We start from the raw sequence: 23,497 nt of genomic DNA, 5'->3' as shown, positions 1-23,497 counted from the left end.
CTAAATTAATTTAGAGCCTAAAATTTGTTTATTCAATTACGACTAATTTTGAGTCAGCAGCTATATTTTCCCCTTCTTTAACAAAAAGCTCTTTTACTTCACCACTTTTTGGTGCTTTAATTTCATTCTGCATTTTCATTGCTTCAAGTATTAGCAATATATCGCCTTCTTCAACACTATCACCAATATTCACTTTTACACTAATAACTCTACCTGGCATCTCAGATTTTATAACTTGTTTGCCTTCTACTGAACTACCACCTCTGCGTTGCATTAATTTAGCTTTCATTTCATCAATAACACTGATTTTAAACAAATCACCTTCTGTTAATACATGATAGTTGTTTTCACCTTTGTAATCTACGTCAGCTTCAAAAGATTCATTGTTAATAAGCAGGGAATAGACACTACCTTCTGTTAACCTTGCATCTACAATATAGGATTTATCATCTATGTATACTTCAAATTTATTAGCTTCAATTTCTGTTACGCGTACTTTATAATCAACATCGTCCATTTTTACTACATAAGCCATACTTCACTCCTTTAAGTAAATTTTAAGAGGTCTTGTATATATCACCAAAGCTTAAACCTAGCATTGCCGCTTTTTTGCCAGCTTCTTTCCAAGTACTTCCAGCACCGCAGGTTTCTTTAAAGATTAAAAGTTTGCTCTTAAGCGACTCCTCTCTCAAATGTTCTGCTATAGCTCCAGCAGCAATAGCTGCCACAGAAGAGCCCTCTCTTGGCTGAGGTTTTTCTAATACTTCTTTATCAATAAAATCTGTGCTAATATTACCATCCATAAAATCTTGATTTCTGAGTACTTTTTGATGGAAAGGAATAGTTGTTTTAATGCCTTTTACAATAAACTCGCTTAAAGCCCTTTGCATTCTAGCTATTGCTGCGTTTCTATCCTTTGCCCACACAAGCAATTTTGCAGCCATTGGGTCGTAGTAGATTGGAATTTCCGCTCCTTCATACACACCTGTATCTACCCTAACGCCAGGTCCTCCAGGTAATCTTAAACCTTCAATAATACCAGGCGAGGGCATAAAGTTCTTCTCTGGGTCTTCGGCATAAATTCTGCATTCAATTGCATGGCCATATTGGCGAACTTCTTCCTGTTTTATTGGTAAAGGTTTACCTTCTGCTATACCTATTTGAAGTTTTACAATATCAATACCAGTAACAAGCTCAGTTACTGGATGCTCAACTTGCACCCTTGTATTTACTTCAAGAAAATAAAAATTCATGTCTTTATCGACCAAAAACTCTACTGTTCCCACGCTGTCGTAGTCTACAGCTGCAACTGCCCTAACAGCCGCTTCGCCCATTTTATACCTTACTTCATTATTTATAGCCATAGATGGAGATTCTTCAATAACCTTTTGATGTCTTCTTTGGATTGAGCATTCCCTTTCAAATAAATGTATACCCGTGCCGTATTTATCGCGTGCAATTTGAACCTCAACGTGCCTTGGTTTTTCTATTGCTTTTTCTATATACATCCTGTCGTCACCAAATGCATTTAATGCTTCACCTTTGGCTAAATCGTAAACTTCTTTAAACTCATCCCTTGATTTTATAAGTCTCATACCCTTGCCACCACCGCCACCTGAGGCCTTAAACATTATAGGATAGCCAATTTCATCGGCAATTTTCAATGAATCATCCAAATCTTTAACAGGGTCTTTAATGCCAGGCACAATAGGTACACCCACTTCACTCATTTTTTGTCTAGCACGAGTTTTATCGCCTAAAATGTACATAGATTGTGTATTTGGACCAATAAATGTAATGTTATTTTTGTTGCATGCATTCACAAATTCAGAATTTTCTGCCAAAAAGCCATACCCTGGATGAATGGCATCGCAGTTGCTCTTTAATGCCACTTCAATTATTTTATCTATTCTAAGATAGCTATCAGTTGCAGGTGCAGCGCCAATATAGTAAGCCTCATCTGCATATCTAACATGTAAAGCATTCCTATCTACCTCAGAGTAAACAGCTACTGTTGTAATGCCCATTTCCCTACACGCCCTACATATTCTAACAGCTATCTCACCTCTATTTGCAATCAATACTTTCTTAAATTTTTTATAAGCAACCATTTTTCCTCCTATAGTGGAATGTTACCATGTTTTTTGGGTGGATTTGATTCTCTTTTATTTTTAGTTAATTCCAATGCCTGAATTAATTTTTGCCTGGTTTGTGCTGGATCAATAATCTCATCAATATAGCCAAGAGATGCAGCAATGTATGGATTTGCAAATTTTTCTCTGTACATCCTGACAATCTCTGCTTTCTTTTCTACAGGATTTTCTGCCTCCTGAATTTCCCTTCTAAACAATATATTAACTGCACCATCCGGTCCCATAACAGCAATTTCTGCTATTGGGTATGCATAATTTATGTCTGCCCTGAAATGCTTTGAACCCAACACATCATAAGCTCCGCCATAAGCTTTTCTTACAATTAGTGTAATCTTTGGCACTGTTGCTTCAGCGTATGCATAAAGCAATTTTGCACCATGGATTATAACGCCATTGTGTTCTTGTGCAACACCTGGCATATATCCTGGCTGATCTTCAAAAGTAATAATTGGAATATTAAACGCATCACAAAACCTCACAAACCTAGCAGCTTTAATAGCTGATTTATAGTCAAGCGCACCGGCAAAATACATTGGCTGATTTGCGATAATCCCTACGCTCCTGCCACCTAACCTTGCAAAGCCTATTACAATGTTTTTTGCATAATTTTCTTGAATTTCAAAGAAATAATTTTCATCAACCACTTTTTTAATAAGATCCTTGATATTGTAAGGTTTATTTGGGTCAGAAGGTATAAGATCATAAATTGATTCTTCTTGTCTATTTATTGGATCCTCTGTTGGCACAAATGGTGGCTCTTCCATATTGTTCTGAGGCACAAATTGCAACAACTCTCTAACAAGCATTAATGCATCTTCATCATTGTCTGCAGCAAAATGAGATACCTGTGTTTTTGTAGTATGAGCTTCTGCACCACCAAGCTCTTCTTTGGTTATTTTCTCACCAGTTACCGCTTCTATTACATCTGGACCCGTTATAAACATAAAACTTGTATTTTTCACCATTATTGTAAAATCTGTCACTGCAGGAGAATACACTGCGCCGCCTGCAGTTGGACCCATAATAACTGAAATTTGCGGCACAACACCAGAAAACAGTGTATTTCTCAAAAATATATCAGCATAACCACCAAGCGATTCCACACCTTCTTGAATTCTAGCACCACCAGAATCATTTAAACCAATTACAGGAGCACCCGTCTTTCCCGCTAAATCCATAATTTTACATATTTTTTTTGCATGCATGCTGGAAAGCGATCCACCGAATACGGTAAAATCTTGACTGAAAACATAAACCAATCTTCCGTCAATAGTGCCATACCCAGTAACCACGCCATCACCATAAATTTTTTGTTTATCCATACCAAAATCTGTACATCTGTGAACAACGAATTTGTCTAATTCTACAAAACTACCTTCATCAAGTAATAAATTCAGTCTTTCCCTTGCTGTTAATTTGCCTTGAGCATGTTGTTTTTCAATACGTTGCAAACCGCCGGCAATTTCTGCTTCTTGTTCTTTCTCTTTGAATTCCTTTAGCTTATCTTTCATCGACTCCTCCTATAAACAATATACAATCTTCCTAATTTATACTAAGTTTATTAATTTTTGTCAATAATTTTTGTTTATTATTTTACAGAGTTAATAATATTAAAAAGTTCTTTAATATTTGGACAATTATTTATTTGGTAATTAATTAATTTTGCATTTTTGTAGCCAGCTAGATACTTGTGGGCAAATTTTCTAAATAATTTATTGGCGTAATCACCATATTCTTTTATCATCAAGTCAAGATGCTTTAACATAAGTTTTTTAATGTAATCAAGGCTCTTTATGCTGTCACACTCATTAATTAAGTCTTCAAAAATGTAAGGTTTTTTTAATGCTGCTTGCCCTATCATAAAGTATTTACAATGTGTTATCTCTTTAACTTCTTTTAATTTTTCAAATGAATCAATGGCTCCATTTGCTACAACAGGTATTTTTAAATGACTGCACACAAGTGCTATATGTTCATAGTCAACACTTGAGCTGTAAAAGCCGTTTCTTAAGCGAGCGTGTATTGTTACCATGTCACAACCTGCATTCTCTAAATCTTTATAAAAATAAATATTGTTAATACTTTCTGCATCAAAACCCATCCTTAATTTTACGCTTACCGGCTTTTTTACATTTTTTTTTAAAGCTTCTACAATGTCTATCAAATGTTTTTTTTCTTTAAGTAAATAAGCACCGGCTTTTGCTTTAATAACTTTTGGTACAGGGCAACCTGCATTAATATCTATAATATCACACATTGATTCGATTTTTTTTGCAGATTCAACAAACAAATCTATATCATAACCAAACAATTGGATAGCAAATGGTGTTTCTTCAATATTCCGACTTGCCAATAGCAAAGCTTTTGAATTATTATAGTGCAGAGAATTTACTGATATCAGTTCACTAATTGTTAAACCAGCCCCATACTCTTTTACTATTTTCCTAAATGGCTTATCTGTATAAGAAGCCATTGGGGCTAAAAAATAGCAAGAATTAAAATTCATCTATTCATGGATTCTAAAAAGTCTTTATTGCTTTGCGTTTTTAAAAGCTTCTCAAGCAAAAATGTCATAGCATCTACATCGTTCATTTCCATAAGTACTTTGCGTAATATCCATAAACGATTTAAATCTTCTTTTAGTATTAATAGTTCTTCTTTTCTTGTACCGCTTCTTGTTACATCAATTGCAGGGAAAATGCGCCTATCAGACAAATTTCTATCCAAATGTAATTCCATATTGCCTGTACCTTTAAATTCTTCAAATATAACATCATCCATTCTTGAGCCAGTATCGATAAGAGCTGTTGCTATAATTGTTAAACTACCACCTTCTTCAATATTTCTTGCTGCTCCAAAAAATCTTTTCGGTTTTTGCAAAGCATTGGAATCCAAACCGCCAGATAAAACTTTTCCGCTTGGTGGAATTACTGCATTATATGCCCTTGCTAGTCTTGTTATTGAATCAAGCAAAATTACTACATCAAGCTTTCTTTCGACAAGCCTTTTTGCTCGCTCTAAAACAATTTCTGCGACCTGTATATGCCTATCTGGTGGCTCATCAAATGTAGAGCTTATTACATCGGCTTTAACAGAGCGTGCCATATCTGTAACTTCTTCTGGTCTTTCATCAATCAATAAAACCATCATAACAACTTCAGGGTGATTTTGAGTAATACTATTTGCTATATTTTGCAACAAAACTGTCTTACCTGTTCTTGGTGGTGCTACAATTAAACCTCTTTGGCCTTTTCCAATAGGCGTTATTAAATCCATTACACGCATTGCAATGTTATCTTTTGTAACTTCCAACTTTATCCTTTCCATTGGATAAAGTGGCGTTAGATTATCGAAATAATCACGTTCCTTCATGTGTTCTGGGTCTTCAAATTCTACAGCCTCGACCCTCAAAAGCGCTCTGTATTTTTCATTATCTTTGGGCTCTCTGATTTGTCCAGAAACAAAATCACCTGTTCTTAGCGCAAATCTTTTTATCTGGCTTGGAGATACGTATATATCGTTTTGAGATGGTAAATAGTTGTTTTTCTGAGATCTTAAAAAACCAAAGCCATCTGGTAAAATTTCAAGTACACCTTCACCGTAGCTTACGCCTTCCTTTTCAGATAACTTTTTTGTAATCTCAAAAACTAACTGTTCCTTCTTTTTGCTTGCAATAGCTATCTCTAATGTTTTAGCAATTTCTATCAATTCAATTAGTTTCTTCTTCTTTAAATCTTCAATGTTAATATCGCTCATGCAGTTTTAATATCCTCCTATTTAAAAGTACATTATTTTAATTTGACTATACGCTCTTTGCTTAACTTGAGTGAGACTTTTATATAATTATCAACTATATCTTTGTCAATTTTCATATTGTTTAATGCAATATTTTTAGATACTAAGGAAATAATATTTTTCGTGGACAATCTCAAAATATTTTTACCAATGAAAGTATTTATCACCAAACCAAGATTTGCCCTTAATGGCTTATCTAATATACTCTTTTTCTTTAAAACAAGCGAAACAATGTTTAAATAGCTAGAATAATAAGAATCAGACAAAATCTCTAAACTCATATGTTCAAGAGAATTAACAACATTATAATCACTCAAGAATACTTCATGCATTATCTTATCTGAAGCCAGATGGGATAAATACCCAAGCGCAAATGATAATTCTTTTTCATTTTTTGCACTATTGATAAGCTTATTAGCAAAATCAAAATTGTGTGAGTTGTTTTTCTTTGATACAAGTTTTTTTGCAACCATAAAATCTGGAGCTAAACTACCGTATAAAAATTCCCAAAAATTGTTTGAAACAACGGGATAAAAAAAACTTCCATAAGCTTTAAGCTCATCGAGTAAATTAAACGATATAAGTGTATGTACGCCTGGCCCCCATGCAAAAGCCATTTGTGGTATAAGCAAAAAGATAAAAAAAGTTAAGAAAATTAACATAAATGTGGATACTATTTTATACATTTTTTTTTAATTATCAAGCAAAAAAACACCACCAATGTTGCGACCAGTAAGCTTGTCTCTTCTGTAAGAAAAAAAATCTTTACTTTCATAAGTGCATATTTTTAAATCAACTATATTATTCATATTAATGCCTTTTTCTACTAACGATTCAATTATAGATGAGCTCAGTGATAAAAATTTTTTACCATCTTTGAATTTTATAAATTTCTGGTCAAATAAATTTGCAACATCGTCTTTGACTTCATAGCAATTCTCACAAATATGAGGACCTAATGTTACTATAATATCTTCACTTTTAGAGCCAAGACTGTAGAGTTTTTCAAGCATTTTTTGCGAAATTTTCAAATATGCACCCTTCCAGCCACTATGAACACTTGCTATTATCTTGTTTTTTGTATCCAAAAATACTACAGGACAGCAATCTGCAAACTTTATAGACAAAAATACACCCTTTTTATAAGTAAAAAAACCATCGGCATCAGCAACCTCGCCATTGTACTCAACAATCCTATCAGAGTGAACCTGGTTTAACATGGCAATCACACTTATATTAAGCTGTTGTTTAACAATCTCAAGGTTTTTTTCTACATTTAATACAAGATCACCCAGAGTAGAGCTGACATTTAAAGAATCAAAAGGAGGTTTGCTTACACCTGATTCTCTATCAAAAAAAACGCATCGTGCACCAAATTGCCTGTATCTTTCATCTTCAAAAATCATAATAAATACTCACTGCCATAATAAGAAACCAATTTTTCAGGTATTTTAATATTTCCGTCTTTTGTTTGGAAATTTTCTAAAATTGCCGCAAAACATCTACCAACAGCAACACCAGAACCGTTTAGTGTATGTGGGTAATAATTTCCCTTACTTCCTTTCACTTTTATTTTAGCCCTTCTTGCTTGAAAATCAAGTGTATTTGAACAAGATGAAATCTCTCTGTAACGTTTTTGCGAAGGAAACCATACCTCCAAATCATATGTTTTGGCACTTGCAAAGCCTAAATCACCGCTACACAACATAACTACCCTATAAGGTAAACCTAATTCTTTTAAAACCAATTCAGCCTGGTTTGTAAGACTTTCCAACGCATTAAATGAGTCCTGAGGTTTGGTAAATTGCACAAGCTCAACTTTATTGAATTGATGCTGTCTGATTATACCACGGACATCTGTACCGTAGCTCCCCGCTTCTTTTCTAAAACATGCGCTGTAGGCTACATATTTAATAGGAAGCAATGATTCATTCAATATCTCATCTTTGTGAAAATTAACCAGTGGTACTTCTGCTGTAGGGATTAAAAATTGACCTTCCACATTGTAGGCTTCTTCTTTAAATTTTGGAAACTGACCTGTGCCAATCATACTATCTTCATTTACAATATAAGGAACAATGACTTCAATGTAGCCATTTTTAGTGTGCAAATCAAGCATAAAATTGATTAAAGCTCGCTCTAATTTTGCACCCTGATTTTTATAATAAACAAACCTGCTACCAGAAACCTTAGCAGCCCTATCAAAATCCAAAATATCCAAATCTTTTGCGATCTCATCATGGGCTTTTGCTTCAAATTCAAATAACTTTGGCTCTCCAACCCTTCTTATTTCAACATTTTCGCTCTCATCTTTGCCTATCACAACTGCGTCATCTACTAAGTTTGGCACTAAAAGCCACATGGAAAAAAATTCATCATTTTTTTTAGATAAACTTTCTTCAAGGTTTTCAACTTCAGCAGCTATACTTTTGACTTTTGCTTCGAGTTCTCTTGAATCACCTTTTTTTGCTTTAATAGTACCAATTTCCTTAGAAATTACCTTTCTTGTGTGCAAAAGCGAATCTATTTCAGATTTAATTTTTCTTATTTGTTCGTCAAGATCAATAAGCTTATTTAGATCTGTACTTGTATTGCCTCTTTTTTTTAGGGCATCTTCAATTAATTTTGGGTTTTGTCTTAAAATACTCACATCAAGCATTTATAACCTCTATCAAATATTGTTTAAATTCTTCTTTGATTGAATCATCCTGTAAGGATAGCTCAACTGTAGCTTTGAGAAAACCTAACTTTGATCCGCAATCAAATCTTTTGCCTTCAATCAGTTTGCCATATATAGCTTCTTTTGTAGATAAAAACTTTATCGCATCGGTTAATTGCAATTCATTATTTTTTCCATATGATATTGACTGTAGTGCTTCAAAAATACGTGGTGTAAAAATATACCTGCCAATAATAGCAATATTGCTTGGTGCTTCTTGAGGGCTTGGTTTTTCAACGAACTGGTCAAGTTTATATATATTTTCTTCAAATTTTATACCACCAACTATCCCATACTTGTCTGTTTCTTTTTGATCAACCATTTCAAGACCAAGCACAGAACAGTTATATTTATTGTAAACTTCCATTAATTGCTCTATCGCACCTTTTTCATTAATAATTATGTCATCTGGCAAAATCACAACAAACGGTTCATTACCCACAACATCTTTTGCTCTCAAGATTGCATGTCCAAGACCCTTCGGCTCTTCCTGGCGCATGTAAACAAAATCTGCCATATTGCTAATTGAACGCATCTCTTCAATCAATTCTTCTTTGTGGTGCAGCTTTAAATGAAACTCAAGCTCAAAAGAAATATCAAAATAGTCTTCAATCGCCCTCTTACCTCTGCCTGTTATTAATATTACCTGTTCAATACCTGCATCAACTGCTTCTTTTACGCCATAGTGAATTAAAGGTTTATCTACCAAAGGCAACATTTCTTTTGGTGATGATTTAGTAACAGGCAAAAATCGGGTTCCAAATCCTGCAACCGGAAACACAGCTTTTCTTATTTTAGACATGTCAACCTCCAAGTGATTTATCAATTAACTCAAGCGTATGTAGCGTTTTTATCTCATCATGGCCTGCAATATGCAAAGCTTCTGATAATTGCATAATGCATGCACTGCAACCTGTCACAAGTGCTTGAGCTTTACTATCCAATATATTGTCAATTTTTCTTGAAGCAATTTTCAAAGATAAATCTCTGTAGTCTATACTAAATGTACCACCATTACCACAACATCTATCGGCTTCTTTCATTTCTTTAAATTTTGCAGCATGCTTTATTAAATCTCTTGGTTCATTTTTAACCTTTTGCGTACGCTTTAGGTGACATGGATCGTGGTAGGTTACAGTTAACCCAGTGTCCTTTAATCTATCTTTTATATCTGTATTATCATATAGGTATTTTACCGGGTCAATTATCTTTTCTGCAAATTCAGTAGCTTTTTTTATGTATTCTTCATCATCAAAATACATAAATAATTTTGGATAATCAAACTTCATCATGCTAGCGCAAGTTGGCTCAAGCACAACCAGATAATCAATATCTTGATTGTAAAATAAATCAATGTTTCTTTTGGCAAGAATTTTTGCATCATCAAAATTACCACTAAAATAAATAGGAGCACCGCAACAACTTGCTTTTTTTTCTATTAAGTAGCTAATATTTAGTTTATGTAATATATTTATAAAAGCATCACCTATTTTTACATATGTATAATTTATCAAGCATCCAGGGAAAATTGATATTTTTGCATTTTTCCCGTAACTTTCATATTTGTGATAAAAAGTTTTTGGCGCTAAAGGTGGTAGTAGTCTGTCTTTATCAACAAAAGGTAATTTTATTTTTAAGCTATTAGACTGTCTTGATGTATTTGTATTTTTGTTAAATAAAAAAACAGATAATAAATTTGCGCTTAGAGCACTTAAATCCATAAGGTTCCTATTGAGAAGGATTTTTGCCATTACTTTTTTATAAAGTGGCAAACCATGTAATTCTACAATCCGCCTTCTTGCAATTTCAACTATTGTATCTGTACCAGAATCATTTGGGCAAGCTTCAACGCAAGAGGTACATAAAAGACACTTATATAGATAATCTTTGGATTTTTCACTATCAAAATCAAAGTTGCCTTTTATAAACTCACTTAATAAACTTATATGACCACGGGCAACAAAAGGCTCCTGGCGCAATTCCTTAAAAACGGGACATACGCTGCGACACAGACCGCACTTTACGCACGATTCCCACTCTTTTTTTAATCTCTCATCCATTATAGTTTCATTTTATGAGGGTTTAGTATATTGTTTGGATCAAATGCATATTTTATTTGTTTGTATAACTGTATTGTTCTTGAGCCCACCTGGCGCTCCAGATAATCTTGCTTGGTTATACCAATACCATGCTCACCGCTAATAGAACCACCTAACTTTAAACATTCATCAAAAACTTCATCCATTGCTTTAAATGCCCTTTTTTCCTCATCTTTATCTTTAATATTGTACATGATATTTGTATGAATATTACCATCACCTGCATGACCAAAATTGACTATTACAACATTGTACTTTTTTCCAATTTCTTGAGTTTTTTTAATCATCTCAGCAATTTTAGAGCGTGGCACAACTATATCTTCGTTCAGTTTGCCATCTGCAATGCGCTTTAGCGTAGGTGAAATTGACCTTCTTGCAAGCCAAACGCTTTCTTCTTCTTCTACTGAATGGGCTATTTTAACCTCAGCACCATTTTGTTTACAAATTTCAACAATTTTTTCTAAGTCTTCTTTAATTTGAAACTTAGAGCCCTCTATCTCAATAATCAAAATGGCATCAGCATCAGTTGGAAGGCCAGCTTTGAGCGCATCTTCAACAGTTAGTATCGCCTGATGATCAACAAATTCCAGAGAACTCGGTATAATCTTATTTTTTATTATATCACTTACAGTTTTAGCTGCAAAGCTCATATCATAAAAAGTAGCTTGCAATGTTTGACTACCTTGTGCAATTGGATGTAACTTCAATAGCGCTTTTGTTATAATACCTAGTGTTCCTTCACTACCTACAAATAGCTGTGTTAAATTGTATCCTGCAACATCTTTAACATTTTTAGATCCAACATTAATTATAGAACCATCTGCAAGCACCACTTCTAAACCTAAAACCCAATCTTTAACTACCCCATACTTAACCGCTTTTGGACCACCTGCATTTTCTGCTATATTACCACCAATTGATGAAAACTTCCAGCTTGAAGGATCCGGTGGAAAAAACAGACCAAACGGCTTTAATTTTACTTGTAAATCGTAATTTACAACACCAGGCTCAACTGTAGCAATCAAATTATCTAAATCAATCTCTATTATATTATTCATAAGTTCCATTGAAAGCGCAATCCCACCATCAATATTTAAAGCTCCACCACTAAAGCCACTTGCACAACCTCTTGCAACAACAGGTATTTTATTTTCGTTTGCAAACTTTACTATTTTGCTTACTTCTTCAGTGTTTTTTGGAAATACCACGCAATCTGACATATACATTTTTTGCGTGGCATCGTAAGCATACTGCAGTCTATCAATTTTTTCATCTAAAAAACGCTTTCCTAGCAAATCCTTTAAATAATCAAATTTCATGTCATGCCTAATTTATAATATGGTTATTAAAAAGTCAATGGTGGCTATACATTAGCATTTAATTCTATAAAATGTTTAATTGCTTTAATACTGTTTTCTTGCTCAAAACTTCTTTTTTTTGTTTTAAGCTTTGCTAATTTTTCAGGTAAATCTATTTTGAAGCCCAAAGCATTTTCTATTACCTCGCTAAATTTAGCAGGGTGAGCAGTAGCAAGACATACAACTTGTTTGCCTTCACTAAAAGCTGCTTTAACTCCACAAGCAGTGTGCGGGTCTATTATATAATTATACTTTTCATAAAAATCTCTAATAGTTTGCAAAATCATCCAATCGCTTACCCTGTATGAGCTAAATTCGTTTTGTATTTGGCTTAATTTGTCTGTAAAGATAAGTTTACCATTCTTGTTTAATTGACTCATTAAATCTTTAACTTTATTGCAATCTTGATTGTATAAGTAATAAATATACCTTTCAAAGTTACTGGCAAGTTGTATGTCCATAGATGGGCTTAACGTTTTTTTAACATTTTGCTTTGAATAATCACCGAAGCGTGCAAACCTATATAATACATCATTTTCGTTTGTGGCTAAAATAAGTTTTTCTACTGGCAAACCCATTAATTTTGCTAAATATCCAGCAAATATATCACCGAAGTTGCCCGTTGGGACACTGAACAATACATTTTTACCTACTTTTAAAAACGCATAATAATAATATACAATCTGAGCTAAAATTCGGGCAAAATTAATAGAATTGATAGAGCCTAAATGGTACTTTTCTTTAAATGCATTGTCTTTAAAAATTTCCTTTATGATATTCTGGCAATCATCAAAGGTACCATTTATGGCTATTGGAAAAACATTTTCGTCTTCAATATCACACATTTGAAGTTCTTGAGTTGGGCTTACACCATTTTTAGGATAAAGTATAAATACTTTGACGTTTTTCTTACCTTTAAGTCCATAAATTGCTGCGCTACCTGTATCACCACTTGTAGCGCCAAGCACATTCAATGTTTGATTGCTCTCATCTAAAATATACTCAAAAAGGTTGCCTAAAAACTGCAAAGCAATGTCTTTAAATGCATAAGTTGGACCATGGAATAACTCCAATATATATAAATCATCAAACTGCTTCAAAGGTGTAATTTCACTATCATCAAAAGCAGAGTAGCTTTTATCAATAAGCTCGTATATTTTATCTTCTCTTATATCGCCTATGTAGAGCTTGAATATCTCAAATGCAATAGATTTAAAGTCCTGCTTTTTTAAATCATGTGGGGAAAGTTTTGGCACATACTCTGGCACAATAAGCCCACCATCAGTTGCAAGACCCATCATTATTGCATCTTTAAAGCTAATCTTATCTACACCACATCGCGTGCTTTTATAAAACATATATTCTCCTTAATTATGCGGTATACTGCTTGCAGCCCCTGCAAAGTATTTCAAATCTTCGTTTGTAAATTTCATACCCAAGCCTATAAAAGGCGATCTTGACTGGCTATTTAATAAGTCATTAACACCACCATACAGGTAAAAATGCCTCAAAATTCTATAAGAAGCTTGGACCCTAACTTGTGCATTATGGTCTCTAATATCATTTGAGTGATTAAAATCAAATGCATCTGCTGTTAATTTCAGATTGGGTGTAACATAGTAATCAGCACCAACGCCAAAAGTTGACTCAATAATGCCGCCTCTTATAACTATGTTGTTATAGCGCTTACCCATCTCTGCAGTTATGCGCGTTTTTGTGTCTTGACTGGAAGGATTTGGTGTGTTTTCGTAATTCTTCTCATTAACCGCTTCAATTCTGTAAAACCTATCAGGTGCTGTATATATATTAACACCTGCAATACCCATAGAATTTCCGCCGCGCGTTAGGTAGTTGCCCTGAATATTTGCCTGCACAAGTATCCTGTTCATGCGACCAAAGTATTCTTTTAAATCTTTAAGCGTTGAATTTAGATTATCATAAACACCCTCATCGTTTACAAGCTTACCCACTGTGCCTTTGCCTTCATTAATCTTTCTTGAAATCTCATCAATGTTTGCCGTTGCGTTGTTAATGTTGTTGTAGATTTCATCTTTTGTCATAAGACCACCAATGGTGCCTTTACCTTCTTTAACATTTTCTGTTAAAGCATAAATATTATTCAAAGAAGCATTGAGTTTACCCATTGAAGTTTTTGCATTTTCAAGAGCTACTTTTAAATCAGGTCTGGATTGCAAAACAGTTTCGTTTATATTTGACATTGCCTGGTTAAATGCAAGCATTGCCTGCTTTGCTTCTAAAATTGTCGCCCTGAGTGCTGCCCTGTTTTCATTGACTACTTCATTTAAATTAGCCGTTAATACTGCAATATTTTGAAGTGTTTTTGCAAGATTATCTCTGTTTTGCTCATTTAACACTTCGCTTGCACCACGCACAACATTATTTAATCCAACAGCAGATTGTGTATACACAAAAGACTGATTATTGGCTAAATAAATATTGCTTTTGCCTTGCGTAATCTCAATGTAGGTTTCTCCAAGCAAGCCTGTTGTAGAGATTGAACAAATTGAATCTTTTGGTATTTTATAATTAGAGTAAATATCCATAGCAACTTTAGCACCCTGGGGAGTTAATTCAATATTTTTAACAAAACCTACTTCAACACCAGAAACTGTTACTTTAGCTTTATCTTTCAGTCCAGATACATTTGAAAATGTTGCATAAAGCGTATATGTGGGTTTTTTTGTAAGGCTTAACTTTCCCAATTTTATAGTCATTATCCCAAATAATACTATTATAGCAAAAGCAAATAGCCCAATTATTGTCTCTTTTTTCATTAATCAGCCTCCCTTAAATGCATCTAAAAACTCTCTAACAATTGGAGAATTTGATTTAAAGAAATTTTCCTTTTCATCAAACTCTATAATTTTCCCGCCATCTAAAAAACCTACAAAATCAGCAATCAAGTTTGCCACATCTAGATCATGCGTTATAACTAAACAGGTAGTATTTAGTTTGGTTTTCATATCTCTAATAAGCTTTGCCATTGAATACGAAACAATTGGATCTAAGCCAGTCGTCGGCTCATCGAAGAAAATTATTTCTGGTTTTGTAATAATAGCTCTTGCCAAACCAACACGTTTTTTCATGCCACCAGAAAGCTCGCTAGGATATTTTTCTTCTACATCTTCTAGCTCAACCAGGCTCAACACATGTCCAACCTCGTCTTTTATTGCTTTTTTATCAAAAAAATTATGCTCAATAACAGGAAATGCTACATTCTCAAAAACATTCATCGAATCAAACAAGGCAGCTTCTTGAAAGAGCACACCAAATTTCATTCTTATTTTGTTAAATTCTGACAATTTCATATCCAGCAGATTTTTATTATCAAACAGTATTTTACCGGAATCTGGTTTTAATGTACCTATAATACTTTTAATTAAGACACTTTTACCCTGGCCACTTTTGCCCAATATCACTGTTATTTTACCTGCTTCTATTTTTAGATCTAAATTGTTTAAAACTACCTGATTGCCAAAAGCTTTTCTCAAATTTTTAATTTCAATCATATTAAAACAAAAATGCCGATAAAATATAATCTGCAACTAAAATTGCAACACTTGATACTACAACAGCTTTTGTTGTAGATAAACCAACACCTTTTGCTCCTTTTGTTGTATTAAATCCCATATAGCAACCAATAGATGAAATAATAAGACCGAATATAGCAGCTTTAATAAAACCATATGTTAAATCGCTTAATTCAAGATATTGTTTTATGTTATCAATATAAGATACTGAACTGACTTTTAGTATAAAAACACCCACAACATAGCCGCCAATATTACCCACAACATTAGACAAAGCAACTAAAAATGGCAGCATTACTACAGTTGCAACAATTCTTGGAGTAACAATATAATTTATAGGGTCAACTGCCATAACTTCCATAGCATCTATCTGTTCTGTAATTTTCATTGTACCAATCTCTGCACTCATTGCAGATATATTTCTTGCTACTATCATCAAAGCAGTAAATACAGGAGAAAGCTCCCGCCCTAAAGATACTGCCACAGTGTAGCCTATCATGTTTTCTGCACCAAACTTTTGAAAACCATGGTAAATCTGTAACGCTTCTACCATACCAATAAAAAGAGAGGTCAAAATTACAATAAAACTAGAAGTAACTCCTATTGCATAAAACTGATCTATAGTTTGCTTTAATCTAAGAGAGCCCTTAAATACGTTCAAAATAGCGTTTACTGCTAGTATAACAACACCGCCCAACTGATCTATAAAGTTAACTATTAAGCTACCTAAAAACGTAAAAATAAACATCTTTAAATATAAACCCTTTTTACTCTTGAACTTTTACCTATATTGGTAAGGATTTCGTAGCTTATGGTGGACGCAAAAACTGCTAAGTCATCTGCGTCAACTTTACAAGTTTTACTTTCGCCCATAATAATAACCTCATCACCAATATTTGTTTTAATACCACTAACATCTATAGCAAACATATCCATGCAAATAGTACCAATACTTTTACATAACTTGTCATTCAGAATAACGCTAAATTTGTTAGACAATAGCCTAAACAGTCCATCAGCATAACCAAATGCCACAATAGCTATTTCCATATCATTATCAGCTACAAAACTTGGTCCATAACTTACACCTTCACCCTTTTTTAATTTTTGTTTGCTTAAAATAAAACTCTTAATACTCATAGCTGGCTTTAATTTAATTTTATTCTGTTCTTCTTTGTTTGGATAATAACCATAAAGAGAAATACCGACTCTCACGGCATTAAAATGGGCATTTTTATTGTTTAGCACACCACCGCTATTTGCTATGTGGTAGTATCTAACATCTAAATCACTAAATTTTATGGTATTAACTATATATTCAAATTCATTGATTTGTTTATTTGTTATGTTTGTATCTGACTCTGAACTTAAAAAATGTGACATAATTCCTATTATATTAATATATTCTTTATTTTTTTTGTAAAGTTCAAAAATTTTATCTAAGTCAATTTGACAAAAACCCAATCTATTCATACCCGTATTAAACTTTATATGAATAGGAAATCTATATTTTTTGGATTTTGAAAACTCTATAATACTTTCTAAAATTGTAAAATTATGTATAACTGGTGTAAGATTATAATCGTATAGCTTTTCTATATCATCAAAGCCTGCATTACTCAATACTAATATATCTTTCTTGATATTTTTTTTTCTCAAATCAATAGCTTCTTGTGTGCAAGCCACCGCAAAATAGCTATTAACAAACTCGCTAAGCTTTAAAGCTACCTCCAATGCGCCATGACCATAGGCATCGGCCTTTATTACTGGTATAATATCAATACTTTTGCCTACATGATCTGCAATGCTTTGAAAATTACTAACTATTGAGCTTAATCTAATTTCCTTACTAACTTCATACATTGATAGCTACCTTCGCTAAACATATTACCATAAAATTTGATTTTTTAAAATAAAAAAAAGAAGGGTGAATACACCCCTCTTAAAATTAGTATGTTCTTTTTAGAATCTCTTTTTGAAGTGAAGCTATAGCTTTTGTAGGATTTAATTCTTTTGGACAAGCATGTATACAGTTTAAGATAGTATGGCATCGCCATACACCGTGTATATTGTTTACAGCGTCAAGTCTCTCATCGCTGCCTTCATCTCTTGTATCCATAACAAAACGCGCAGCATTAATTAATGCACTTGGTCCTAAATAATCCCTGTCTGCCCAATAGGAAGGACAAGAGCTTGTACAGCAACCGCATAGTATGCACTCATATAAACCATCAACTTTTGCTCTGTCTTCAATACTCTGCAATCTTTCAATACCTGGTGGTGGTGTTTTTTCAATCAAATATGGCTTTACTGTATAGTATTTATTAAAAAAATCTTCAAAATCGCATACCAAATCTTTAATAACAGGCATACCTGGCAATGGCTTAATAGTTAAAACATTGCTATTGTAGTCCTCAATGTGAGCCATGCAAGAGGTTGTATTCATACCATTTATATTCATACCATCAGAACCGCACACACCTTCCCTACAGCTTCTTCTGTAGCTTAAAGATCCATCTATATGCCACTTGATTTGGTTTAATCCATCAAGCACCATCATACCTTTTTTCTCTATTGTAACTTCATAATCTTTGAAATAAGGAGTCTTATCTTTTGCAGGATCATACCTAAATATCTTAAATATTACTTTATCTCCAACATCAAATGCCATCTTACCCCTCCTTAATATACCCTTTTCTTTGGTGGGAATGTTGGCGCAGTTGCACCTTTCATTCTAACAGGTTTGTAATCAAGTTCTACTTTACCATCTTTCCATCTAACAAGGGTATGTTTATGCCAGTTAACATCATCCCTTTCTGGGTAATCATCCCTAAAATGACCACCGCGGCTTTCTTGTCTTGCAAGTGCAGCTTCCGTTTCTATTTTTGAGACATAAAGCAAAGATTCAAGCTCAAGTAGCTCAATCAACTCAGTGTTGAAATATGGGCTTTTGTCTGTCATACCAACTTTTTTAAACTCTTCAAAATAACTATCTATCTCCTTCAATTCTTCTTTCATTCCACTTTCTATTCTAAACACAGACATATTGTGCTGCATGGAATCTCTTAGTCTCTCCCAAATATCATCCATCTTTACTTCACCTGGACCACCATCAAAATAAGCTTTAATCTGTTCAATAGTTTCTTTGCCATATTCTTCAGCTATATTTTCAAGAGGTGGCAACGGAAATTCTGGTCTTTCTTCTAGAATATACCTTGCAGCATTTACACCTGCTTGTTTGCCATTTACAACTATGTCAAGCAAGGAATTGCAACCCAACCTGTTTGCACCATGCACTGATTGACAAGCACACTCTCCACCTGCATAAAGCCCTGGTATTCTAACTTCATTTTTGCCATCCCAATCTACAACTTCACCTTTTATATTAGTAGGTATACCACCCATATGATAGTGAGCTGTTGGTTGAACTGGTATGGGTTCTTTTGTACAATCCACACCTACAAATTTATATGCTAGCTCCCAGATACCTGGAAGTCTTGACATAATCAAATCTTTGCCTAAATGGTCTAATTTTAGTAATATATGGTCTTTCTTGGGACCCACGCCTCTACCTTCTCTAATTTCTGTTGCCATAGAACGGGAGACTACATCACGTGATGCCAAATCCATTACCTTAGGTGCGTATTTTGGCATAAAACGCTCACCAAGACCATTGACTAAATAACCACCTTCACCTCTAACACCTTCTGTTATCAGGTTGCCAACACCATAAATACCTGTTGGGTGAAATTGAATAAACTCTGGATCTTCAATTGGTACTCCGGCTTTTAAACATAGCTTCCAACCGTCTCCAGTATTAACATGAGCGTTGGTACCAGTTCTATAGTTTCTTGTATTACCACCAGTTGCAAAAATTACTGCTTGCCCAAAAAACATTGTAATACCACCATTTACCATATCCCAGGCTAAAATTCCAATAGCTTTACCTGTTTCTTTATCTCTAAACAATTCTAGGGCAAAATATTCTGTATAGTAGCTCACGTATTGGACTATATCTGGTCTTAGAGTTCTTTCAAACAATGCGTGTAGCAATGCATGGCCGGATCTATCTGCTACTGCACATGCTCTTTGAACTGCGGCCTCGCCAAAATTTCTTGTATGTCCACCAAATCGCCTTTGATAAATTGTACCATTTTCATTCCTTGAAAACGGCACGCCCCAATGTTCAAGCTCATATACGGTTTCTGGTGCGTGCTTAATGAATTCTTCTATAGCATCTTGATCACCTAAATAATCAGAACCTTTAACAGTATCATACATATGCCAGATCCAGTGGTCTTCTTCCATATTTCCAAGAGAAGCTGCAATACCACCTTGAGCAGATACAGTATGAGATCTTGTTGGATAAACTTCTGTAATAACAGCAGTTTTTAGTCTAGCAAGTCCAGTTTGCACAGCAGCTGCCAAACCTGCACCGCCAGCACCAACTATAATAACATCAAAAACCTCAAGTTTTACTTTTATATCAGCCACATTAGCCTCCTTTTAGCCCTTAAATGGTATAATTGTTAGCGCAGCTAAAACCCAGTACAGTACGCCAACTACCCAAAAAAATCCTTTCCAAAAAACCCTCCATCCAGAATAAACATAATCTTCTATAACCATAAATATACCATTTATACCATGATAAAGAGCAAATGTCACAAATGTCATATCAAAAAGCTTCCATCCTAAATCAGAAAGTCTTGCAGCTACTGCAGCATAACCTGCACCACCAACCGGGGCACTGATAAAATGCTGTATAAAAAAATGTCCAAGAAGCAAAAATAATAAAGCAACACCAGAAACTCTTTGCATTAGCCAGTTAAATTCACCTGATTTGCTACTGCCCTGATACCTATCAATATATCCTCTCATGTATTCCATAATCTACCTCCTAGCCAGCCAAACCCATTAACATAGGTATAGCGCCTGCTATAAAAACTAAGGCAAAAATAACCCAAAAAATCCATACGTTAGTTTTGTAATTGCTGCGCTCAGCTGCACCTGCAAAATTAACAAGTACTACCCTTAAGCCATTTACAGCATGATATGCTGCTACAAGCCACAAACCAACTTCTAATAACTTAAATATAGGGCTTTCAAGAACTCCCATAGCCTGAGAATAGCTTTGTGGATTTTGAAGAGTAGAGATTACCCATTCATGGGCAAAAAGGTACAAAATTAACAACAGCCCTGTTATTCTATGCAAAACCCAAGCTACAAAACCTTCGTGCCACTTGTACGATGCACTTGGCTGATACCAATTCATAAGCGTTACTCGGCTAAAACTTTAGCCTCAAACCCCCTTTTTTTAAATTTGTTAGAATACTAATTAAAAATTTATAAAATGTCAAGTATTTCATAATTTATTAGCCCACTCTTTTTTTGCAAGCTCATAAAGGTCATTTCCATAAGCATCATAACAGACAAAAACAGGCATATCTTCAACCTCAAGTTTTCTTACCGCTTCTGGACCTAAATCATCGTAAGCTATAACTTCAGCTTTTTTAATTGCACTGCCTACAACAGCTGCTGCGCCGCCTATGCTAGCAAAATAAACCGCTTTGTGTTTGACGCAAGCATCTTTAACTTCCTGACTCATTTTACCTTTGCCTATCATACCCTTTAAGCCTTTTTGAGCAATTAGTATTGGTGCAAATGGATTCATCCTGTAGCTTGTAGTAGGTCCAGCCGAGCCAATGGGATAGCCTGGCCTTGCTGGACTTGGGCCTACATAATAGATAACCTGACCTTTGGGATCAAAAGGTAATTCTCCACCTTTTTTTAAAGTTTCTATCATACGCATGTGTGCAGCATCTCTACCCGTATATACAACTCCGCTTAGATAAACTTTATCACCTGCTTTAAGCTTTAGTATATCTTCATCTGTTAATGGTGTCTTTAATTTATATTCTGCCATAAAAACTCCTCAAATTAAAGTTTCTTTGTGCCTATTTACATGGCATGCTGTATTTATAGCCAAAGGCAGCGTTGCTATATGGCAAGGCTCCATCTCTATATGCACCCCAAGTGATGTTGTAATACCACCAAGACCCGCTGGTCCAATACCAGAGTTATTTAATTTTGTAAGAATTTCTTCTTCCATTTCTGCTAATCTTGGATCTGAGTTCTTTTCTCCTAAATGCCTTAGTGTTGCTTTTTTGGCAAGTATTGCACTGCGTTCAAAATCACCCCCAATACCTACACCGATTATAGTCGGCGGACATGGATTTGGACCAGCTTCTATTACCCAATCAACCACAGTTTTAATTATGCCATCTCTGCCGTCAGCTGGCTTTAGCATCTGAACTTTGCTCATTGATTCGCTACCACCGCCTTTTGCATCAAAGAAAATTTTAACTTTATCACCTTGTACGATAAATGTGTGAACTATTGCTGGCAGGTTATTGCCTAAATTTTTTCTTGTAAGCGGGTCACATGAAGACTTTCTTAAATATGCATCCTTGTAGGCCCTTTCAACACCCTTATTTATTGCCTCTATTAGATTACCACCTACAAAATGCACATCCTGACCAATCTCCATAAAAATTACCGCTAAACCTGTATCCTGGCACAAAGGAAAAATCCCTTGTGCCGATACTTCAACATTTTGCAATATTGTTTCCAAAACTGCCTTGCCAACAGAAGACTTCTCTTTTTTTAGAGCTTCTTTTTCTTTCTCATGAATATCCTCTGGCAATTTATAACCGGCTTCAATTGCTAAATTGTAAATAGCATCTTCAACTAAAGACACATCTATTTCTCTAATATTAGACATAAGATCACCTTCTATATATTTATAAAAGTTTTAGTTCTTCTACTCTATTGCATAATTCTTTTACATGGTCCGCTGAAACTTTTAGTGCTTTTAATTCTTCATCTGATATTTTAAGCTCTACTATTTCTTCTATTCCAGATATTCCCAATTTAACTGGCAAGCCCACAAATAAATCTTTCCCTAAACTATATTTACCCTGAGTTTTAACAGCACATGGCAGAACATCTTTTTTATCCCTTACAATTGAGTCAATCATTTGTACTACAGCAGAACTTGTAGCATAGAATGCTGAACCGGTTTTTAGTAATTTTACTATCTCGCCACCGCCATTTCTAGTCCTATCTACAAGTCTATCAATTTGTTCTTTTGTGAAAAACTGACTAATTGGAACACCTCTAATTGTAGAGTAACTAACTAAAGGCACCATATCATCACCATGACCACCAAGCGTCATAGCTTCAACAGACTTTACGCTAACGCCTGCTTCCCATGCAATGAATCTCTTAAATCGAGTCGAATCTAAACATCCTGCTTGGCCTAGTACTTTGTTATCCGCAAAACCACTTACCTTGCTTGCTGTGTAAACCATAGCGTCTAATGGGTTTGTAACTACTATAATGATAGAATTTGGAGAATACTTAGCTACTTGCTCTGTAACTTCTTTAACGATTTTGACATTAACACTTAGTAAATCATCCCTTGACATACCAGGTTTTCTTGGTAGTCCAGAAGTAATTACAACGATATCTGAATTTTCTGTGTCTTTGTAATCGTTTGTGCCTATAATTTCTGTATCAAAGCCTTCAATGGGTGATGCTTCCATCTCATCTAAGGCTTTGCCTTGCGGTAAACCTTCAACTATGTCTACCAAAACAACCTGCCTTGCCAACTCTTTTTCTGCAATCCTCACTGCTGTTGTGGCACCAACCTGACCTGCACCAATAACGCTAATTTTAGCATTTGCCAACATATAAAACCTCCTGAATTAAAATTAAATCTGTCTAAACTATATTCAATTTGAGTTTTTTTGTCAATCTTTTT

The 23,497-nt window shown here is 34.5% G+C and carries 23 protein-coding genes; all 23 read right to left on the bottom strand.

Translation table 11 applies throughout. The features are described from left to right. Positions 1–28 precede the first annotated feature (28 nt). Positions 29–535: a biotin/lipoyl-containing protein gene (locus tag ACP5FO_RS04720; protein WP_428157092.1), complete on the bottom strand. Its 507-nt coding sequence runs from the start codon at positions 533–535 to the stop codon at positions 29–31. 22 nt (positions 536–557) lie between these two features. Beyond that, the gene (gene accC, locus ACP5FO_RS04715; protein ID WP_428106476.1) at positions 558–2,111 is read right to left on the bottom strand and encodes an acetyl-CoA carboxylase biotin carboxylase subunit; all 1,554 of its coding nucleotides are present in this window, start codon (positions 2,109–2,111) and stop codon (positions 558–560) included. Between the two features lie 8 nt (positions 2,112–2,119). Then, the gene (locus ACP5FO_RS04710; protein WP_428106479.1) at positions 2,120–3,664 is read right to left on the bottom strand and encodes an acyl-CoA carboxylase subunit beta; all 1,545 of its coding nucleotides are present in this window, start codon (positions 3,662–3,664) and stop codon (positions 2,120–2,122) included. A gap of 77 nt (positions 3,665–3,741) precedes the next feature. Next, positions 3,742–4,626 (bottom strand): tRNA dihydrouridine synthase, encoded by an 885-nt coding sequence (locus ACP5FO_RS04705; RefSeq protein WP_428106482.1) that lies wholly within the window; start codon positions 4,624–4,626, stop codon positions 3,742–3,744. Between the two features lie 29 nt (positions 4,627–4,655). Further along, positions 4,656–5,900 (bottom strand): transcription termination factor Rho, encoded by a 1,245-nt coding sequence (rho, locus tag ACP5FO_RS04700; protein WP_428106564.1) that lies wholly within the window; start codon positions 5,898–5,900, stop codon positions 4,656–4,658. 41 nt (positions 5,901–5,941) lie between these two features. Beyond that, positions 5,942–6,634, bottom strand: coding sequence for a zinc dependent phospholipase C family protein (locus ACP5FO_RS04695; RefSeq protein WP_428157091.1), 693 nt, complete (start codon positions 6,632–6,634; stop codon positions 5,942–5,944). A 6-nt stretch (positions 6,635–6,640) separates the two neighbouring features. Then, the gene (gene pgeF, locus ACP5FO_RS04690; protein ID WP_428157090.1) at positions 6,641–7,354 is read right to left on the bottom strand and encodes a peptidoglycan editing factor PgeF; all 714 of its coding nucleotides are present in this window, start codon (positions 7,352–7,354) and stop codon (positions 6,641–6,643) included. After that, positions 7,351–8,607 carry a serine--tRNA ligase gene (gene serS, locus ACP5FO_RS04685; RefSeq protein WP_428157089.1) on the bottom strand — a complete coding sequence of 419 codons (1,257 nt, stop codon included), beginning with the start codon at positions 8,605–8,607 and terminating at the stop codon, positions 7,351–7,353. Before serS ends, pgeF begins: the two co-directional genes overlap by 4 nt. Further along, positions 8,600–9,469, bottom strand: a complete 870-nt coding sequence (galU, locus tag ACP5FO_RS04680; RefSeq protein ID WP_428106494.1) for a UTP--glucose-1-phosphate uridylyltransferase GalU — start codon at positions 9,467–9,469, stop codon at positions 8,600–8,602. Before galU ends, serS begins: the two co-directional genes overlap by 8 nt. Position 9,470: 1 nt before the next feature. Next, positions 9,471–10,727: a (Fe-S)-binding protein gene (locus tag ACP5FO_RS04675; RefSeq protein WP_428157088.1), complete on the bottom strand. Its 1,257-nt coding sequence runs from the start codon at positions 10,725–10,727 to the stop codon at positions 9,471–9,473. After that, positions 10,727–12,085, bottom strand: coding sequence for an FAD-binding oxidoreductase (locus ACP5FO_RS04670; RefSeq protein ID WP_428157087.1), 1,359 nt, complete (start codon positions 12,083–12,085; stop codon positions 10,727–10,729). Before ACP5FO_RS04670 ends, ACP5FO_RS04675 begins: the two co-directional genes overlap by 1 nt. Positions 12,086–12,129: 44 nt before the next feature. Further along, positions 12,130–13,482 carry a threonine synthase gene (gene thrC / locus ACP5FO_RS04665; RefSeq protein ID WP_428157086.1) on the bottom strand — a complete coding sequence of 451 codons (1,353 nt, stop codon included), beginning with the start codon at positions 13,480–13,482 and terminating at the stop codon, positions 12,130–12,132. A 9-nt stretch (positions 13,483–13,491) separates the two neighbouring features. Next, positions 13,492–14,919: an MlaD family protein gene (locus ACP5FO_RS04660; RefSeq protein WP_428157085.1), complete on the bottom strand. Its 1,428-nt coding sequence runs from the start codon at positions 14,917–14,919 to the stop codon at positions 13,492–13,494. Positions 14,920–14,922: 3 nt separating this feature from the next. Further along, entirely contained in the window at positions 14,923–15,654 is a 732-nt protein-coding gene (locus ACP5FO_RS04655) for an ABC transporter ATP-binding protein (protein ID WP_428106518.1), read from the bottom strand. 1 nt (position 15,655) lies between these two features. After that, the gene (locus tag ACP5FO_RS04650; RefSeq protein WP_428106524.1) at positions 15,656–16,423 is read right to left on the bottom strand and encodes an MlaE family ABC transporter permease; all 768 of its coding nucleotides are present in this window, start codon (positions 16,421–16,423) and stop codon (positions 15,656–15,658) included. A 2-nt stretch (positions 16,424–16,425) separates the two neighbouring features. Beyond that, positions 16,426–17,538, bottom strand: coding sequence for an alanine racemase (alr, locus tag ACP5FO_RS04645; protein ID WP_428106529.1), 1,113 nt, complete (start codon positions 17,536–17,538; stop codon positions 16,426–16,428). An 85-nt stretch (positions 17,539–17,623) separates the two neighbouring features. After that, positions 17,624–18,346 (bottom strand): succinate dehydrogenase iron-sulfur subunit, encoded by a 723-nt coding sequence (locus tag ACP5FO_RS04640; protein WP_428106531.1) that lies wholly within the window; start codon positions 18,344–18,346, stop codon positions 17,624–17,626. 11 nt (positions 18,347–18,357) lie between these two features. Beyond that, positions 18,358–20,169: a succinate dehydrogenase flavoprotein subunit gene (sdhA, locus tag ACP5FO_RS04635; protein WP_428106537.1), complete on the bottom strand. Its 1,812-nt coding sequence runs from the start codon at positions 20,167–20,169 to the stop codon at positions 18,358–18,360. Positions 20,170–20,181: 12 nt separating this feature from the next. After that, entirely contained in the window at positions 20,182–20,562 is a 381-nt protein-coding gene (locus ACP5FO_RS04630) for a succinate dehydrogenase, hydrophobic membrane anchor protein (RefSeq protein WP_291492415.1), read from the bottom strand. 10 nt (positions 20,563–20,572) lie between these two features. Next, a complete protein-coding gene (gene sdhC / locus ACP5FO_RS04625) occupies positions 20,573–20,947 on the bottom strand; it encodes a succinate dehydrogenase, cytochrome b556 subunit (RefSeq protein WP_428106541.1) in 375 nt (124 codons plus the stop codon). A gap of 90 nt (positions 20,948–21,037) precedes the next feature. After that, positions 21,038–21,598, bottom strand: coding sequence for a Fe-S-containing hydro-lyase (locus ACP5FO_RS04620; RefSeq protein ID WP_428106543.1), 561 nt, complete (start codon positions 21,596–21,598; stop codon positions 21,038–21,040). Positions 21,599–21,607: 9 nt separating this feature from the next. Beyond that, positions 21,608–22,456 carry a fumarate hydratase gene (locus ACP5FO_RS04615; RefSeq protein ID WP_428106546.1) on the bottom strand — a complete coding sequence of 283 codons (849 nt, stop codon included), beginning with the start codon at positions 22,454–22,456 and terminating at the stop codon, positions 21,608–21,610. Between the two features lie 19 nt (positions 22,457–22,475). Continuing rightward, entirely contained in the window at positions 22,476–23,426 is a 951-nt protein-coding gene (gene mdh / locus ACP5FO_RS04610) for a malate dehydrogenase (RefSeq protein ID WP_428106548.1), read from the bottom strand. Positions 23,427–23,497: the final 71 nt, after the last annotated feature.

This window comes from Desulfurella sp. (assembly GCF_049977265.1).
In the GTDB taxonomy this organism is placed as follows: domain Bacteria; phylum Campylobacterota_A; class Desulfurellia; order Desulfurellales; family Desulfurellaceae; genus Desulfurella.
The sequence above is the reverse complement of the archived record's forward strand: the minus strand, read 5'-3'. Positions and strand labels throughout refer to the sequence as shown.